General features: G+C 47.2%; 17 protein-coding genes, 1 tRNA gene and 1 pseudogene. 15 read left to right on the plus strand and 4 right to left on the minus strand.

The window, feature by feature from the left end:
* Positions 1-705, plus strand: coding sequence for a UPF0280 family protein (locus MPET_RS08135; RefSeq protein ID WP_013329539.1), 705 nt, complete (start codon positions 1-3; stop codon positions 703-705).
* A gap of 2 nt (positions 706-707) precedes the next feature.
* Here MPET_RS08135 and MPET_RS08140 read toward each other — a convergent pair whose 3' ends face one another.
* Complete coding sequence (locus MPET_RS08140; RefSeq protein WP_013329540.1) at positions 708-1,103, minus strand: hypothetical protein; 396 nt, start codon at positions 1,101-1,103, stop codon at positions 708-710.
* A gap of 456 nt (positions 1,104-1,559) precedes the next feature.
* On the opposite strand from MPET_RS08140, the gene artA reads away from it, so the two are divergent.
* The 6 genes from artA to MPET_RS08170 all read left to right on the plus strand — a co-directional run bounded on the left by artA (position 1,560) and on the right by MPET_RS08170 (position 5,382).
* Positions 1,560-2,387: an archaeosortase A gene (artA, locus tag MPET_RS08145; protein WP_013329541.1), complete on the plus strand. Its 828-nt coding sequence runs from the start codon at positions 1,560-1,562 to the stop codon at positions 2,385-2,387.
* Positions 2,388-2,473: 86 nt separating this feature from the next.
* Positions 2,474-2,764 carry a MarR family transcriptional regulator gene (locus MPET_RS08150; protein WP_048130789.1) on the plus strand — a complete coding sequence of 97 codons (291 nt, stop codon included), beginning with the start codon at positions 2,474-2,476 and terminating at the stop codon, positions 2,762-2,764.
* Positions 2,765-2,772: 8 nt separating this feature from the next.
* Positions 2,773-3,297 (plus strand): tRNA (cytidine(56)-2'-O)-methyltransferase, encoded by a 525-nt coding sequence (locus MPET_RS08155; protein WP_013329543.1) that lies wholly within the window; start codon positions 2,773-2,775, stop codon positions 3,295-3,297.
* The gene (locus tag MPET_RS08160; RefSeq protein WP_013329544.1) at positions 3,294-4,379 is read left to right on the plus strand and encodes an ATP-grasp domain-containing protein; all 1,086 of its coding nucleotides are present in this window, start codon (positions 3,294-3,296) and stop codon (positions 4,377-4,379) included. The genes MPET_RS08155 and MPET_RS08160 overlap by 4 nt, the downstream gene beginning before the upstream one ends.
* Positions 4,373-4,894 carry a transcription factor gene (locus MPET_RS08165; RefSeq protein ID WP_013329545.1) on the plus strand — a complete coding sequence of 174 codons (522 nt, stop codon included), beginning with the start codon at positions 4,373-4,375 and terminating at the stop codon, positions 4,892-4,894. The genes MPET_RS08160 and MPET_RS08165 overlap by 7 nt, the downstream gene beginning before the upstream one ends.
* The gene (locus tag MPET_RS08170) at positions 4,891-5,382 is read left to right on the plus strand and encodes a TIGR00295 family protein (RefSeq protein WP_013329546.1); all 492 of its coding nucleotides are present in this window, start codon (positions 4,891-4,893) and stop codon (positions 5,380-5,382) included. The genes MPET_RS08165 and MPET_RS08170 overlap by 4 nt, the downstream gene beginning before the upstream one ends.
* Before the next feature lies 1 nt (position 5,383).
* Here MPET_RS08170 and MPET_RS08175 read toward each other — a convergent pair whose 3' ends face one another.
* A complete protein-coding gene (locus MPET_RS08175) occupies positions 5,384-5,884 on the minus strand; it encodes a hypothetical protein (RefSeq protein WP_013329547.1) in 501 nt (166 codons plus the stop codon).
* A gap of 159 nt (positions 5,885-6,043) precedes the next feature.
* Between MPET_RS08175 and MPET_RS08180 the strand changes: the two genes are divergently transcribed.
* From MPET_RS08180 to MPET_RS15525, 3 genes and pseudogenes are all read left to right on the plus strand, one after another.
* Positions 6,044-6,128 (plus strand) — tRNA-Leu (locus MPET_RS08180).
* Positions 6,129-6,427: 299 nt separating this feature from the next.
* Positions 6,428-6,652, plus strand: a pseudogene (locus tag MPET_RS15520) (DUF3795 domain-containing protein); the annotation flags it as partial.
* 45 nt (positions 6,653-6,697) lie between these two features.
* The gene (locus tag MPET_RS15525; protein ID WP_225353891.1) at positions 6,698-6,883 is read left to right on the plus strand and encodes a hypothetical protein; all 186 of its coding nucleotides are present in this window, start codon (positions 6,698-6,700) and stop codon (positions 6,881-6,883) included.
* Positions 6,884-7,172: 289 nt separating this feature from the next.
* On the opposite strand, the gene MPET_RS08190 is transcribed toward MPET_RS15525, so the two are convergent.
* A complete protein-coding gene (locus MPET_RS08190) occupies positions 7,173-8,552 on the minus strand; it encodes an alpha/beta hydrolase family protein (protein WP_013329549.1) in 1,380 nt (459 codons plus the stop codon).
* An 889-nt stretch (positions 8,553-9,441) separates the two neighbouring features.
* Here MPET_RS08190 and MPET_RS08195 point away from each other — a divergent pair.
* From MPET_RS08195 to MPET_RS08210, 4 genes are all read left to right on the plus strand, one after another.
* Entirely contained in the window at positions 9,442-11,337 is a 1,896-nt protein-coding gene (locus MPET_RS08195; RefSeq protein WP_013329551.1) for a methyl-accepting chemotaxis protein, read from the plus strand.
* An 11-nt stretch (positions 11,338-11,348) separates the two neighbouring features.
* The gene (locus MPET_RS08200) at positions 11,349-11,828 is read left to right on the plus strand and encodes a chemotaxis protein CheW (protein ID WP_013329552.1); all 480 of its coding nucleotides are present in this window, start codon (positions 11,349-11,351) and stop codon (positions 11,826-11,828) included.
* Between the two features lie 513 nt (positions 11,829-12,341).
* On the plus strand, positions 12,342-14,237 hold the full coding sequence (locus MPET_RS08205; protein WP_013329553.1) for a methyl-accepting chemotaxis protein: 1,896 nt from the start codon (positions 12,342-12,344) through the stop codon (positions 14,235-14,237).
* 11 nt (positions 14,238-14,248) lie between these two features.
* Positions 14,249-14,728, plus strand: a complete 480-nt coding sequence (locus MPET_RS08210; protein WP_013329554.1) for a chemotaxis protein CheW — start codon at positions 14,249-14,251, stop codon at positions 14,726-14,728.
* A 256-nt stretch (positions 14,729-14,984) separates the two neighbouring features.
* Here MPET_RS08210 and MPET_RS08215 read toward each other — a convergent pair whose 3' ends face one another.
* Positions 14,985-15,344, minus strand: coding sequence for a SpoIIAA family protein (locus MPET_RS08215; RefSeq protein WP_013329555.1), 360 nt, complete (start codon positions 15,342-15,344; stop codon positions 14,985-14,987).
* Between the two features lie 123 nt (positions 15,345-15,467).
* Here MPET_RS08215 and MPET_RS14525 point away from each other — a divergent pair, with 123 nt between their 5' ends.
* Positions 15,468-17,621, plus strand: coding sequence for a PAS domain S-box protein (locus MPET_RS14525; protein ID WP_052297250.1), 2,154 nt, complete (start codon positions 15,468-15,470; stop codon positions 17,619-17,621).
* Positions 17,622-17,698: the final 77 nt, after the last annotated feature.

Raw genomic sequence — 17,698 nt, forward strand, 5'->3', positions numbered from 1 at the left:
ATGCTCAGGGAACTGTTCAGGTATAAAACCACATTCGCCACGATACTTGCCGACGATGCGAAGTTCTTCGAACCGGCAAAGGAGGCGATGATCGATGCGAGACTTGAGATCGAATCAGAGATCTCGGTAAACCCCCTTTTTTTATCCAGCCTTGTCCCGGTCGAAAAAGAGACCGAATCCGTACACGTGGAGAGGATGGTCAGTGCAGCAAAGAAAGCCGGAACGGGCCCGATGGCTGCGGTCGCCGGAACGATTGCATGGGCGGGAGTGGAAGCGATGAAAGAAAACGGAGCCAAGGCGGCGGTTATAGACAACGGCGGGGACATCGCCCTGTTCTCGGATAAGGAGATCAGGATCGGACTGTACGCAGGGAATTCTTCGATGAGCAAAAAATCGGCATTTATCATTCCGCCCGGAAAAGAGATCTACGGAGTATGCACGTCATCGGCAACCGTAGGGCCTTCGATCTCGTTCGGAGTCGCCGATTCTGTCACCGTATTCTCAGCCGACGTCTCCCTTGCCGATGCATGGGCGACGATGATCTGCAACGACCTGAGATCGCCGATCTCTGAATATCCCATGAATATCGATGAGATGGGGGTAGACGGTGTATTCGCAACGTTCGGAAAAGAGAGTGCCGGGTGGGGTATTCTGCCTGAGATCAGGGCGGCGATAGTTGACACCGGCCTGATAACTTCGGGCTGAACCTACCACTCAAGGGAATTTGCATATTCTACTGCTTTGGTGTACGCCTTTCTGCCCGAAAACTTCCTCAGTATCTTCTCCCCGTCGGAAACATAGATGATCCCGTTATTATCCTCGATAATAAACCAGAGTTCGAAGATATCGAAATTTTCTATAAAGACTCCTTTTTCGAGCGACGAGGCGGGCTGGAGCATGAGGCGGTCGATAACGATCTCCGAGGGGTCCATCCTGAAATAATAATAGAACACCTGGAACGCATGCAGGAAATCGGATACCAGGAGCTCATTTTTGACTTCATCGTCGAGATCATCGATAATCGACGACAGCCTGTCATAATTGTCTTCGGCAATATCAAGTATCTGATCGGCAAGTTCGGCAAGTTCGATGCTGTCGGTCATAACTATTCTTTCTATTCTAATCCTCCCTGATTCATCCTATTTAGAATATGCAATAATAAAAATACCTGAATGATGACGGATGGCTATGGCCGGCAGATGCATCGCCGGCAACCCCCCGCCGCGGGTCGCTCCGCAGACCCGCGGATCGGCCCCGACCTCGGGGCCTCTCCTTTGCGATAACCGCTCAGGGGATAGCGAGTATCCCCTGAGCGGAGAGATGCGGGATATTCCTAGCGTGTTTTACTGCAGAGAAAATTCATAAAAAAAACAAATTCAACAGCCCGGGGGACCCTTGCCGGTCCCTTGGGCGTGCCGTGAATGGCTATCTTAAGGCAAGGCCCCTGGGCAGGGGCCGTCCGGCGGCCCGGCCGCCGGTGCCGGGGTCGCCTAAAGGACCCGGATTTTATAGCAAAGCGTATCATTTATCAGATTTAAGATAGCAGTTACTCATCAGCGATGTTCCAGGTATTCCTGATACTGTCATTAGTCCTGTTTGTCCTCTTCCTGGTCCCCTCGAAGTACAGGAGATATTTCGCCGCGGGAGGCTGGTCTTTCCTCGGGATCTTCTTCGTCCTCTTCTCTTTCGGCCACGTGGCGGAGAACGAATTCATCTACCCTGTGGCAGCGGTGCTCTCACTTCCGTTGTTTATTATAACGATCGCTGCATCTTATTCCGGGAACAGAACGGCATTCCGGATAACGACGGTGGCTGCGGTGGCGTTCATTGTTTATTCAGTAATCGCACCCAACCAGGCGATATCGGAATGGCTGATCAGGATGCAGGTGGACAACACGATCCTCGCTCTCGCCATGATCGGGCATCCTGCCGCGGCTCCTTCATGGGACTGTATCCTGAGCAACGGCTACGGGATTATAATCACATTCTCGTGTACGCCCATCGTCGGGACGGCGGTGATGCTCGGAATGGCAACAGGTATCGATGCAAACCTGAAACAGAAGATCGCGGCTGCCGGGTTCGTGATCCTCTCGCTGGCCGCCCTCAATATCGCGAGGCTCGTATTCGTAGTCAAGGCGTACTCGGAGCAGTGGTTCCCTTATTTCACTGACTTTGCATCGGGCGGATTTCCTGGACACGAGAGCTTCTTCTGGGCGCACAACGTCATAGGCAGGATCAGCTTCACTTTCCTTGCGATAATCCTTGTCGGGTGGGGACTGACGTATTTCATCCCGGATTTGAGGAAATTTTACCGCGAGATTCTCTACTTTTACTATAACGGGTTGAAAAAGATCTCCTCTTGCCGGTTTGACATGAAAGATATTTGACCCCAGATCCGAACTCCCTGAACTTCCGGGGATTTTATAGAGCAATTAAGATAATTATATCCCGCTCTCCGCAAAATAAGTACTGCGTGCGTCAGGAAGATATCGACTGGAAAATATACCATATTGTCGTCGACGAAAACAGCGTTTCCGCAGACGATATTTTATCCAAAACCGGTTTTGACAGGGAAACAGTAACGGGATCCCTGAAAAGGCTCGAGTTGAGCAGCCTTATAGAATATGACGGCGAAACGGCAAGGATACTCTCTCTTCACGAGATGCTCCTGAAATGCAGTATAAAGAATGCCGCGGCGGATCCCGAGAGTCCCATAATTATAGAGAACGGCGTTATCAAAGAGAACCCGAATTACAAGAGATAAGGTGCCGAATGACAGAAAAAGTATGTGTCCTCCGTCTCGGCCACAGGCCGGAGAGGGACAGGCGAGTTACAACCCATGTCGGACTTACAGCCCGTGCACTTGGTGCCGAAGGTATGTACCTGGCATCCGAAGACAAGAATATAAAACAGTCCATCGATGACGTTGCCGAAAGGTGGGGAGGAAATTTCTTCGTCGAAACGGGAGTCGGGTGGAAGAAATGTGTCAACGACTGGAAGGCCGACGGAGGCGTGGTCGTCCACCTAACGATGTACGGCGTTCCGATGACATCAGCCATCGAAGAGATCAAAAAACATGAAAAGGTTCTGGTGGTCGTCGGAGCGGAGAAGGTTCCGGCGGACATCTACAACATGACAGATTACAATGTCTCAGTTACGACCCAGCCGCATTCAGAGATCTCAAGCCTTGCTCTTTTTCTCGATCATCTCTCCGACGGCAAAAACCTCAATCTCGAATTTCCGGATGCAGATCTAAAGATAGACCCCTGCGAGAGAGGGAAGAGGTTCAAGGATTGAAGGGGCGTGTTCTTGTCGCGGGGTTTGCAACACGGCATGTTGCCTGCTCTGCGAAAAATGCCGGATACGAGGTCCATGCGATAGATGCGTTCTGCGATCAGGATCTGCAGTGGAATACGAAATCCTGCACTATCTTCGAGGATCTCGAATCGCTTCCCGGGCAGATAGAAGAGATCTGCAAAGAGATCGATCCCGATTATCTCGTGGTAACGTCGGGTGCAGAGGAGATCTCTGTCTCGAAGAAGATATCCGGAAGCTGTAAGGATAAAGCAGGGATCTTTACAGACAAACGGAAGATACAGGATTTCTTCCGGGAGAACTCGATCAGGGTTCCTGCGATCCTTTCCGACGGAAGCTACCCCACCATGCTCAAACCCTGCAAAGGAGCGGGCGGCTGGAGAAATACTGTCGTAGAATCCCCGGAGGAGGAAAACAACTTCTGTGAGATGTGGCCGGAGACACCATATATCCGCCAGGAGGTCGTAAAAGGAATCCCGTGCAGCGTATCGTGCATCGCATCCGGCGGAAGGGCGAAGGCGATCGCCGCAAATCTCCAGTATCTCAGGGGAGGCGACGGTGAGCGGGCCTACGGTTTCGCAGGCGCCGCGACTCCTTTTACGAACGAAAAGGCCGGTGAACTCATGAAAGAGGCCGAAAGGATCGCATCTTTATCGGGCTGCACCGGCTCGATAGGCATCGACTTCATCCTCTCGGACGACGGGATCTACGCAATCGAGGTCAACCCGCGTTTCCAGGCGACGCTTGATATCATCGAGATGTCGACAGGTTTCAACATATTTGAAGCGCACATAAACGCCTGCAAAGGAATAATCCCCGGATCTTTGCCCAAAGCAAAAAAGGTGATCGCAAGGAGGATCATATTCGCGGATCGCGATCTGATCGTTAAGGACGACCTGAAGAAATACTACCCGTACGTAGCAGATATTCCCCGTAAAAACAGCCAAATAGAAGAAGGCGGAGCGATAATCAGTGTTTACGGAGAAGGGGACACTCTTGCAGGTGCCGAATCGTCACTGGATAAAACTATTAAAGAAATTGGCAGATATATAAGCAGATGGTAGCTGTAGAAGATGCACTTAAAAACGATGCGGTAAGAGCCTATCTCTTTCGCCTCGTCGGGGAAGAGGGGCTTGATTTAATCGATAAATTTCCTTTGGAGGGTGAATACAGCGACGAGGATCTTGCCGAGAGAACGGGGATCAACTTAAACAGCGTCAGGCATACCCTTTACACTCTCTACGGAAAGCGTCTGGCCGAATACCGCCGTATAAAGAATGCCGAGACAGGCTGGCTCACCTATCTCTGGGTCATGAAGTTCGAAAACCTCGACGCAACTCTCTCCGAAGAGATGGATGACATTCTTGAGATTCTCAAGGCGAGAGAGGATTACGAACTCCTGAACGACTTCTATATCTGCAACAAATGCGGCCTGAGATATACGTTCGACGAGGCGATGGCGAGGGACTTCATATGCATCAACTGCGATGAGAAGATGGACCATTTCGACAACGATCTCCTTGCCGAAGCTCTGAAGCGGCGTGTCGACGCCATAAAGGAAAACCTGGGGAAAGTGTGAAGATATCAGATATAGATCCAATAACTCTTTTAAAAAAATCAGGCTGTCCTGATAACGTCATCGAACACTGTATTTCAGTACGGGATCTTGCGGTGGTCTTCGCCCGAAATGCACCGGTGGACAGGGAACTTGTAGAAAAGGGAGCGCTTCTTCACGACATCGGACGCTGCCGGACGCATTCGATTGCTCACGGTCAGGCGGGTGCAGAGATCTGCAGGGATTACGGGCTCCCGGAAGAGATCTGCCGCATCGTCGAGACGCATATAGGTGCAGGACTAACCGCAGAAGAATGCCGCGAGGAAGGGCTCAAACCCATCGATTGCGTTCCGAAAACCCTTGAGGAGAAGATCGTTGCGCATGCCGACAACCTGATCAAGGGCACAAAAGAGATTACAATCGATGAAAGACTTCGTCTTTCGGCAAACCTGTCTGAGGCTGCCAGGAAGAGAATGAAGGACCTCTCGGACGAGATCGAGAAGTACAGGTAATTCAGATTACTATTTTTCTGACCTGAGGGAGCGACCTGAGCTCTTCATATACGGTCGCGGGAAGGTTGGACTCAAGTATTACTACGAGTTTCGGGTCCTCGGACAGCACGGGATCGGTTACGAATATCTGTCTTATCGAGAGGTTGTGATCGGTTATCACCTTGACGGCCGCACCGACGATTCCTTTCTGGGCGGCGTCCTTCGGGTATATCGTGATGACGGCAAGACCGAGTGCATCCGCAACCTGCGTCAGGTCAGGCGTCACACGCAGGTTGAGAAATATATCCCTGATCTCCTTAAGGCTTAGTATCCTTTTTGCGGTTGCGTCGATTACCCTCCGGTCGGTTCCGATCTTCTTCGCAATGTGTGTCGCAGGGATCTCGATCCCGTTGCAGACTATGCGCCCCTTCTCGTTTATTCCCAGTCCATTCTCCAAAAAATACTTGACTACCATCGTCTGAGACGGCGAATCGGCAAATTCACGGAGAATTTGAGTCCACATGAATAATCATATCCATCTTTGTATGTAAATATACATCGGTTTGAGGAAATGCAGGATACTTTAAATACCGGATCTCTTTTAAAATCAAAAACAGCCAAAATCCTGACATCAAAATCGTAAGTTATTTTATCTTGGAAGTCCTTTTTATTAAGGTCACAGGCGAGGGTTGCCAAGCCAGGTCAAAGGCGCTAGGTTGAGGGCCTAGTCACGTAGGTGTTCGAGGGTTCGAATCCCTTCCCTCGCATTTTTGATTTTAAAGTTTATTATAATTTTAATCTGACTTTTTTCTAAAAAGCTTAATTATTATTTCATGAGATCCATAAAGTGCAAAACTTTGCGAAATTGCGAGAAATCTGCAAGTACTTCCGGGGGCTAAAAGGACCGACTCAAGATCGATTCTCACAGAAGTGTAATGGAGGAGATGATTAAAATCTACGTTCCCTACATGGTCCTGGCAAGCCCTCAATGAACGAGGGCAAAGCGATAAATATGATGGCAAAAAACCTGACGACATTAAACCACTGGAAAAAGTGGGGATGTACAATGAGCATAACCAACGAAAGCCTGATAGCCCCCTGTGGCATGAATTGCAGTTTGTGCGTTGCTTATCAATCACAGAAATATGACCTGAGAAAAAAGGGTTTTCAAAGGCAATATTGCACCGGCTGTCTCCCCCGGGGCAAAAACTGTCTACACATGGGCGGTAAATGCGAGCTTATGAGAGATGGGCGAGTCCGATTTTGCTTTCAGTGCGTGGATTTCCCCTGCAAGCACCTTAAAGCACTGGATAAGCGATACAGCAGCAAATACCACATGAGTATGATTGAAAATCTAAAATATATTCAGGAACATGGTATTTCAGCCTTTCTTGAGGAGCAGGAAAAGAAATGGAGATGCGAAAAGTGCGGCGGGGAAATATGCTGCCACAATGGCCTCTGCCTCGCCTGTGATTTGGAGTTTTGGCGCAAGAACAGAAAATACCGTTGGGGAGAGCAATAAATAAGTGACAGAATATTTATCTCTACATTGCCCGGAGCCTTTTGAGTCCGTCCAGACAGTTTTTAAATAAAAATCTTCCGCTTTTTTTCGGACACCCTGGCCATTGATACGAACAATTATAGATTTGGCTTGCAATTAATCATTGAATACAGGAATGAGAGAGAATCCGAGTGTTTAAGCAGGGAAAATAAAATCGAGTTAATCCATATACTCCTCGCCTCCTCAACAGAATAAAGAACGGGCAAGCAGTACTTGTTCCCACTGTACGCTATCTCCTTTACCAACCCCTTTATCCCTTCATCCCCATTTTCTCATCGAGCCAGTCGAACTTGGAGGCAAAAGACTGCCCGAACGCCCCGAGTTGGCAGTGCGACCCGGCACCGTACTCGTCTGAGAATATTATGAGTTCACGTTCGCAGGTTAGGTGGTCGTAGAGTTCTTCTGCCTGCTCCGCGTCCGGGTCGAAGTGATCGGCCGCACCTGCAGTGACCAGCGTGGGGCAACTAATATTCTCGGCGATTCCGGCGAGTGAGAAATCCATCCATTTCGCCCAGAACTGTGCCGGTGTGCTGACATTGAAGACGAACATACCGTTCTCGTTCAGCCAGCGGGTTCCGGTGTCGTTATCCATGGCTTCCAGGATGGCTTCGTTGAACTCGACCGGATCCGTCTGCAACCATTCTTTCAGGTCCTCTTCCGTCATGTTCGCAGCCTCTCCACCGCCTTCCTGCAGGTTTCGCAGGAGATTCTCTCCGACGTCGTAAGTGCCTCCGTCGGCGATCAGCGCCGTGATCCGGGGATCATATGCGGCACCGCGGGGAGCGAGGTAGCCCCCGAGAGAAATACCCCAGAGTGCAATCCGGTCTTTGTCGACGTCGGAACGGTTCAACGCATAATCCACAACAGGTTCGATAACATTCTCCCAGTCGGCACGGAACGGGATATGCTGAACCCGTATAACTTCTCCCTGGCCCGGCCCTTCGAATGTCAGGACGTTGTACCCGCGTTTTATTCCTTCCATCGCGTATGGATGAAGCTCTTCCTGGCAGCCGTCAAAGCCGGTCTGGATGATTAGGAGCGGCCGTGGTGCGCCGGAATCATCGACCATGTAAAAGTATCCCGGCAGCGTCGTATTCTCATACGGAATCTCGACAATCTCGTAAGGGACGTCGTCGAGCGCTAGTGCATCGCGAAACGCTTCCCGGCTCTTTTCCCAGGTCTCCACGATGCGGGGATCGGTGGAGTTGCCATGCAGGAAGAACTCTGCCGTGCGATAATAGGTTGCAGCCCTGTAGTATGCCTCCATTGCGGTAACATTGTGACCTGCTGCCAAGCTCTCGTCACCCGCATTTCTGATGGCGTCCGCGGTCTTCTTCCATTCACTGTACCAGCTCTCAAAGTCTCCTTCGTCGATCCGGGATGCGGTGGCAAGGCACTCCCCGATATCTGCCTCTCCCGAATACGTGGCGCCAAGTGTACGCCGGAGCTCGAAAGCAAATTCCGGGTCGGCAAATATGAGCGAAGAGGAATTAGCGGCAGATTCGTTGGCTTCAGTTATGGCATTTGAATCCTGCGATTGCTGGGCCGGGCCGGTACAGCCTGCAGAAATTGTAAAAACAATTGTTATCAGAACGGCGATCGCGATTAGATCAGCTCTCCCGGGTTTCATAGTGGACTTTGGAATGATAGAATAACAATGATGATAAGAGTTACGAAAATTCAACAGAGAATAACTATGACCTCCGGTTTTCATCGGATCAACAGACATGAAGTTCGGAGAGTTGACTTCAAGAAAGGCTAAACTGATCAGGAGAGAACCTTTCGGAGCGGTGGACATCGAGGACGATCTCTGCTCCATAATTTAGTCCCTTGAAAGTGCCGTAATTATCGCATGCAACTCGGAACCCAAATTCAACCTGGAAGAGGCGTATTTCAATCTGGATTTCATTATGCCAGGGGAGAGAAAGATCAACCTGATAATAAATCAGAAAAAACGGTGAAATGGATGAACAATCTGAAGGTCAATTTTGGGCTGATATAAACAAACCGGACTTTAGATTTCCCTAACTTTTTTGACAAGAATTCCGTGTTTCAAGTGACCGCACCTGAATCATACCGGCAACTTTGAATTCTAAAATGCAGGCCATAACACCAGGATTTTCCATGGATCTGCCGACAGATAATTCAGGGCAGGATCATAAGAGAAAATTTTTATTAATATAGTAACACATGAATGACAATACTAAACTGTAAGAAATATAATTTCCATCTTTGAAGTTTTTAGGAAATAGATATCCAAAAATTTACAATAAAAAGGTTATTTTAATTCTTAGATTTATATATTCAGTGTTTGATCATATTTATTGAATATTATTATTTGAATAATATTTATTTTGATCATATTTATATATAATCATCCATAATTATTTTTTAGCGGTTTTCAGTAACACCAGCCGCTTGTTAACTGCCCGTAAAAGCGGTAATATTTCATCTCGTATCATTGGAGAAAATATGAAAATCGCTGCTGTTTCAACGAGAAACAAATCTTAGGTGATACTATGTCCATCGAAACTATCCAGAACGTTCTTGAAAACTATGTAAATGGAAATAAAAATGCAGAAATTGATACAAATTTACTTGATCCGGAATCGTTTCGTCTTGGTGAGATGATAAACCAGATTATCAGAGAAAAAAATGAAAGCGATGACCAGGCAAATTTCTTTTATGATACCATAATGAAGATTCCTGTCCCTATGGCCCTTATGGATCCAAGCCTCAATATCATCGATGTAAACGAAGATCTTGTTGAAATCTCAGGCACATCAAAAGAAAGATTCTGCAAACTGGACCTCCAGAACTTCTACAGGGAGTTCAAAATCGAACTTATCGAGGGAAATGGCGTAAAAAAAGCTCTCGAAACAAAATCCAGGGTAGCGGGTATATTTTACATGACCTTTAAAGGCGATGTGAAAACAATTGAAACCCATACAATCCCGTTGCTTGACGAATACGGAAAAATCAGGAATTTCAACCTTGTATTCATTGACGTCACCGAATCTGCAAGGACAATTGATTACATCGAAGCCGGGGTCTCAAACGTGGCGCACGATCTCAACTGCATCGCAGACGGGAGGCTGGAGGAACTCAGGCTTGAAGTAGGAGAAGCTGATGAATACACCAGGGAAGTCAGGAAACAGTTCCTTGAAATGACATCCTACGTTAAACTCGTAAATGAAACATTGCACAGCCTTGTGGCCGACATCCACAAACTCGTCGATGCAGGAAATGACGGAAGACTTGAATTCAGGGCCGAAAGCAGTGGTTACAAAGGCGCATATATCGGGCTCATTGAAGGTACCAACGATCTCCTGAAATCCGTTGCGGTACCGGTCAACGAGGCGATGAATATCTGCAATCACTACGCGGATGCGGATTTTACAGCCAGATTCTCGGATGACATAAAGGTAAAGGGCGACTTCCTGAAATTCAAAGAATCATTGAACAATATCGGAATCAACGTATCCGAAACCCTCAGTGCCACAAGCAGGGTTACAGGCCAGGTAGCTTCCAATTCGACTGAAGTCGTCAAAGGAACAAATGAAGTCGCAAAAGCGGCTGAAGGAGTCGCCAATACGAGCCAGAAGACCGCCGACCTCACAAAGGAGCTTAATGCAAGCATCGAAAACATCAACAGCCAGATCTCAGATTTATCCGCCTCAAACGAAGAGATCGCAAGCACCTCGCAGGAAGTATTCAATGCCGCAAACCACGTCGTCGAGATCGGAAAAGAGGCTCAGAACCTCGGCAAAGATGCAAACAAAAAGATGGAAAATGTCGAGAAGATCGCAAGCGAGAGCGTAAACGAGATCCATGAGCTGACCGAAAAGATAAAGGAAGTCAGCAATGTAGTCAAACTGATAAACGATATTACCAGCCAGATAAATCTCCTCGCACTTAATGCGGCGATCGAAGCCGCACGCGCCGGAGAGCACGGACGAGGATTCGCGGTCGTTGCAGGTGAGGTCAAAAATCTCGCAGCGGAGGCAAGGGCCGCAACGGGTTCTATAGAGAGCGTCGTATCAGCTGTACAATCAAGCAGTGAAAAAACCGCTTCAGCGATTACATCGGCCAACCAGGAAATTGTAAACGGAGTAGATAGCGTAACAAAAGCAATCGAGGCCCTGAATACGATTATCACCAACGCGGGGCAGGTATCTAACGACATAGGCGAAATAACAAAAGCTATAGAAGATCAGGCCAAAATATCCAATAATGTAGTCCAATCCGTAGAAGAAGGGACTGCAAAGACGAAAGAAGTCCAGAAAGAATCCGAAGAGCTTGCTGCACTTGCAGAAGAGGCCAGTGCATCGGTCGAGGAGATCGGAAGTGCGATACAGGAAGTAAATGCACTCATCAAAAACCTCGAAGAGGCTAACTCGAAATTCAAATATTAAAGGGAGATAACATGGCTGAAATGAAGGATGTTGTACAGTTTGAAATCGGCGGGGTTCAGTACGCCCTGGATATAAACATCGCACGTGAAATTGTTGAAATGATGCCGATAACACCGGTACCAAGAGCGCCCGAGCATATTGCAGGAATCATAAATCTCAGGGGAGAGATCACCAATATACTGAATCTTAACTACCTTATGGGCCTTCCGCCGGGAAAGGAAGTAGAAAACAGAAAAATTATAGTTCTGGTTTCCGAAGCGGCAAATGGATCGAATGTCGGCCTGATCGTCGATGATGTCCAGAGTGTCCTTCAGGTATCAGAGGAGGACATAGACCAGATGGATGAAGCGATGTCCAGGGAGGCATATGTTAAAGGTATAATCAAGATTGGAAAAGAAAACAGCGAGAATAAAAATCTCGTCATATGGATTGACATTGCAAAGATACTCTCCGATACACTCAGAGAATCTGATGTTGCAGTTGCCGTATGATCGCCATATAACACGAGAGGACTAACCCCAATATACAGATGACATAAAATACCTGCCCTTTTTTTTGATTTCACAGCGGATTTTTGATATTCAGGAGATGAAGTCTTTTAATGCATAATAAAGAAGATAACGACGGCCAGGATGCAAATTAATAAGATATAACTGATTAAGGGAATCATCGGGCTGACAGGAATAGATCAAATGTGAAATAATATTTCTCAAATGATACTTTTGAGAAACATAAATACCATTTTTTACAATAAAAATGCTATTTTAATTCTTAGATTTATATAATCAATATTTGATCATATTTATTGAATATTATTATTAGAATATTATTTATTTTGATCATATTTATATATCATTATTCATAATTATTTTTTAGCGGCTTTCAGTAAACATAGACTGCTTGTTAATTATCTCCAGTGTTTGCGATATTGACAGCTAAGGCTATGGAAAAATCATTGAAAACCCGCGGTGATCTCAACCAAAAGAAAAATTTCAGGTGATACCATGTCCATCGAATCAATTCAAACCGTTCTTGAAAACTATGTAAACGGAAATAAAAATGCAAAAATCGACACAAAATTACTCGAATCAGGATCAGTTCGTCTTGGAGAGTTGATTAACAGAATTATCGAAGAAAAAAATGAGAGAAACGAATGGGCGGATTTTCTTTACGATGCACTCATGAAAGTTCCGGTCGCGATGGCTCTCATGGATAAGGACCTCAATATTAAAGACGCAAACGATGATCTTGTTGAATTATCCGGTACTTCAAAGGAGAAATTCTGCAGAATGGATCTGCGGGACTTTTATAACGAGTTCAAACTCGAACTCATTGAAGGAAAAAGTGCAAAAGACGCCGTCGAACTTAAATCCAGGGTCTCCGGGAAATTTCATATGACTTTTAAAGGGGATGTGAAAACAATAGATGTTCTAAGTATCCCTTTATTTGACAAAAACGGAAAGATCAAAAATATCAACGTCGTCCTCATTGACACCACCGAATCGGCAAAGATGATAGACTACATTAAAGACGAAGTATCAAACGTCGCCCACGACCTCAACTGCATCGCCGAAGGAAAGCCTGAAGAGATCAGGCTTGAAGTAGGAGACGGCGACGCATACATGAGAGAAGTAAGGGAACAGTTCCTTGAAATAAACTCCTCTGTCAAGCTTGTCAATGAAACGCTTCTTACAATAGTTACCGATATCCAGAAACTTGTTGAAGCGGGAAATGACGGAAGACTTGAATTCAGGGTCGACAGCAACAGGTACAATGGTGCATACATCGAACTGATGGAAGGCACGAACGATCTCCTGAAATCCGTTGCAGTTCCGGTCAACGAGGCGATGAATATATGCAATAATTATGCAAAAGCAGATTTTACAGCCAGATTCTCGGATGAAATAAAAGTGAAGGGCGACTTTCTTAAATTCAAAGAGGCACTGAACAATATCGGAATCAACGTCTCAGAGAGCCTCAGTGCCACAAGCAGGGTCACGGATCAGGTAGCCGTTAATTCAGGAGAAGTCGCAAAAGGAACCGACGAGGTTGCAAAAGCTGCCGAAGGTGTTGCAAATACAAGCCAGAAGACCGCCGACCTTACAAAAGAGCTTCATGCAAGCATCGAAAACATCAACAGCCAGATTGCAGGCTTATCGGCCTCAAACGAAGAGATCGCAAGCACCTCGCAGGAAGTATTCAATGCCGCAAACCATGTCGTTGCGATAGGAAAAGAGGCACAGGACTTAGGTAAGGATGCCAACAAAAAGATGGAAAACGTCGAAAAGATCGCAAGCCAGAGTGTCAGTGAAATTCACGACCTTACCGAAAAGATAAAGGAAGTCAGCAATGTAGTCAAACTGATAAACGATATTACCAGCCAGATCAATCTCTTAGCCCTCAATGCGGCAATCGAAGCCGCACGCGCCGGGGAGCACGGCCGGGGATTCGCGGTCGTTGCCGGAGAAGTCAAAAATCTCGCGGCGGAAGCCAGGACTGCAACGGATTCGATCGAAAGCGTAGTATCCGCCGTCCAGTCGGGAAGTGAAAAAACCGCTTCCGCGATTACGTCGGCCAACCAGGAGATCCTGAACGGCGTCGAAAGCGTAACAAAGACGATCGAGGCCCTGAACACAATTATCACCAACGCAGGGCAGGTATCCAACGACATTGGTGAAATAACGAAAGCCATAGAAGATCAGGCCAAAATATCCAATAACATAGTCCATTCCGTAGAAGAAGGGACTGCAAAGACAAAAGAAGTCCAAAAAGAATCCGAAGAGCTTGCTGCGTTGGCAGAAGAGGCCAGCGCATCGGTCGAGGAGATCGGAAGTGCAATACAGGAAGTAAATGCACTCATCAAAAACCTCGAAGATGCTAATTCGAAATTCAAATATTAAAGAGAGATACTATGGCCGAAATGAAGGATATCGTGCAGTTTGAAATCGGCGGAGTCCAGTACGCCCTGGACATCAACATCGCACGCGAAATAGTTGAAATGATGCCGATAACCCCGGTACCGAGAGCGCCCGAGCATATTGCAGGAATAATAAATCTCAGGGGAGAGATTACCAATATCCTGAATCTTAACTATCTTATGGGCCTTCCGGCGGGAGAGGAAGTGGAGAACAGAAAAATAATCGTTCTTGTCCCTGAAGCGGCAGACGGCTCCAATGTCGGCCTGATCGTCGACGACGTCCAGAGCGTCCTCCAGGTATCGGAAGAGGACATAGACCAGATGGACGAAGCGATGTCCAGGGAGGCATATGTTAAAGGTATAATCAAGATAGGAAAAGACAGCAGTGAAAATAAAGACCTGATAATCTGGATCGACATTGCAAAGATACTCGCCGACACACTCAAAGAACCGGATGGTGCAGTTGCAGTATGATCATCTCATATAAATAATAAATAAAATTCAATGGGGTTTCAAACGAAATAAAAGGGAATAATAATGCCATTTTTGATTCTGCGGGGGATCAAAAATATCCTTACGGGAGAAAGGAGCAAAAGACCTGAAAGAATAAAATATCTGAAGGGAATGAATGCATTCCTGATAATAAAAGCCCTTTTTATAATATTTTCCAATACGGTTCCACACTTCCGCCTCCAGGTTCGTCCCCGGTACCGGATGTATAAACTTCAATCTACTTTCCGGACCTGAGCCACTCCCACGCCTCGTCAATTCTGTCTTCTTTGAAGAATTTCATGTAGATGTGCGAGATAAAGGCATAGGATTTGAAAAGCCAGCTCATAAACTCGTCCCATTTTTCATCAAAGACAACCGCAGTCTCGTTTACAGCCGCGATTTTAGGCCAGTTGATGAAATCGTCCCATGCTGCATGGGCGGTCCGGCCTTCAAAATTCTCCGTCTTAAACATTATGTTGATCCTTTCATGCTCTTCCAGGGCCTTTTCCAGGACAGGAATAAGTGTCTTCCTGTAATCTTCATCCGTCAGTTTTCCCCGGATCAAAAACCCCGTATTCTTCCCGGAACTCTCAGGCATTATAGTTATAATAATCCGCGATTAATGCAGGCGGAATCTATTATACATTGGAAGAACCGGAAAGATTCACGATATGAAGACATTAGCGGTAACTTAACATCAGGTGCTGCATACTACTTACATATGAGCGAAAGAGAAGACCGTTATGCAACGATCAGGGAGTTCTTACAGGAAAAATACCCTGAAGCGGTTTCGATCTCCACGATATCAAGGCAACTCAATATGAACCGGGGGTCGGTTGCCAAATATCTCGAAGTCCTCCAGTCTCACGGCAACGTGATCATGAAACCATATGGGAAATCAAAATTATATTCCATTGCCCAGAACGTGGCATTCGACGATCTCTTCGACTATATTTCCGATGCAATCGTAATTCTCGATGCAGACCTGCATATCCTGATGGTCAATAAAAGCTTCATCGAGACCTTCAATATAAGATCCGGGAAAAAGATCATAGGAAATGAATTATCCAGGATCAACCTGGCTCTTTTAGACAATCCAACGGTCCTTGAGAACATCGACAGGATACTCAATTCACGTGTCTTTATCAACGAGATGCTGCTCATCGAAAGGGGAACGGACAGGATCTTTCTTACCGAATTCGTATCCACGGTAATCCCGTCCATCTCATTTACCGGAAAACCGGGCATCATGATTAGCCTCCGTGACATTACAACATGGAAGAAGACCGAGGAGGCGCTGAAGAGCAGCGAACAGAAGATCCGCACCCTCTTCGAAGAAGTGCCGAGCGGAATCATTCTCTTCCGGGAGGACGGGACCATCCTGAACGCAAACAGGGCGTCGCTCGACATCCTCGGGCTCACGAGATTCACCGACCTCGAAGAATTCAAGCTCCATGACATCATGTGCTCGAGGGAGATAATCCAGAACCTGATCAGGCAGGGGGAGATCGCCGAACTGACTCTTTCATGCAACTTCGACAGGCTGAAGTCGCATACCCTGACATCGACAAAAAAATCCGGCATTGCATATTTCCAGATCGTCTTTGCACCTGTCACGGATAAAACAGGCAAATCATCCAGCGAATTCTTTATTCTCTTCCTCGATATCACCGCCAAAAAGATCGCCGAGAAGCAGCTGAAAGAGCGCTACCAGGGGATCGTGAACAACCTGCCGGGCATAGTATACCAGTTCTACGCACGCGATTCGGGAGAATGGGGGGTTTATTATGTCAACGAACGTACTCAGGAGATCTACGGGGTTCCGACCGAACCGCTGAAGAACTGGTTTGACAGGTACGGGGAATGCATCGCACCGGAGGACCAGGAACGCTGGTTCGATTCGATCCACGATGTGATAAAAAGGGTAGCACCATGGGAGTTTGAAGGAAGGTTCATCAAACCGTCGGGGGAGGAGATGTACATCCGTGGGATCTCACAACCGGTTCGCCTGAAGCACGAGACGGTATGGAACGGAATATTCTTAGACATTACCGACAGGAGGATGGCCGAGGAGGCATTGCGCATGAGTGAAGAGCGACTCAGGGGTATTACAAGCAACCTGCCGGGCATAGTATACCAGTTCTATGCACGAAATCCAAGAGAATGGGGTACCTACTATGTAGACGAACGCTCCACCGAAGTCTACGGCATACCCCCGGACCCGGTTGATACCTGGATCCTGCGCTACGGTGATTACATCGCTCCCGAGGACCAGGAAAGATGGCTCAACTCGATCCAGGACGTGATCGAGACGGTTAAAAAATGGGAGTTCGAAGGAAGGTTCATCAGACCGGACGGGGAGGAGATGTATATCAGGGTGCTGTCGCAGCCGGTCAGGCTCAGAAACGAGACTGTATGGAACGGTATCATTCTCGATATTACGGACCGCAGAAAGGCTGAAGAGGCACTGCGGCGGACCGAACTGAAAGAGGCAAGGTATCACTCGTTCTTCGAGAACACCTGCAACGGCGTATTGATCTATGAACCGCTGGAAAACGGTGATCACATCATTAAAGACGTCAACAAGATGACCGCATCGCTCCTGCGGATGGACAAAGAAGACATTGTAGGAAAGAGACTTTTTGAAGAGTTCCCTGACCTGCCCGACCCGTATGTAAGGGATCTGCTTCATCGTGTCCTGATTACTGAAAAACCCGAGTTCGTCGCACCGCTGAAGTACAGGAACCGCGAAGAGTTCCCCTGGATCTCCCATTATGTGTTCAAACTTCCTTCCGGTGAGATTGCATCGTTTATGATAGATGTGACCGATGTCGTGAAGGACGACGCGAAGCCCGCAAAACGGAAAGCAAAGTGAGAACAGCAACACGATAACCGGCATAATTTCAGCAGACCATCAACTCCTTTTTTGCGCCATTGTATACAAAACCTGTA

The sequence above is a fragment of the Methanolacinia petrolearia DSM 11571 genome (assembly GCF_000147875.1).
GTDB lineage: Archaea > Halobacteriota > Methanomicrobia > Methanomicrobiales > Methanomicrobiaceae > Methanolacinia > Methanolacinia petrolearia.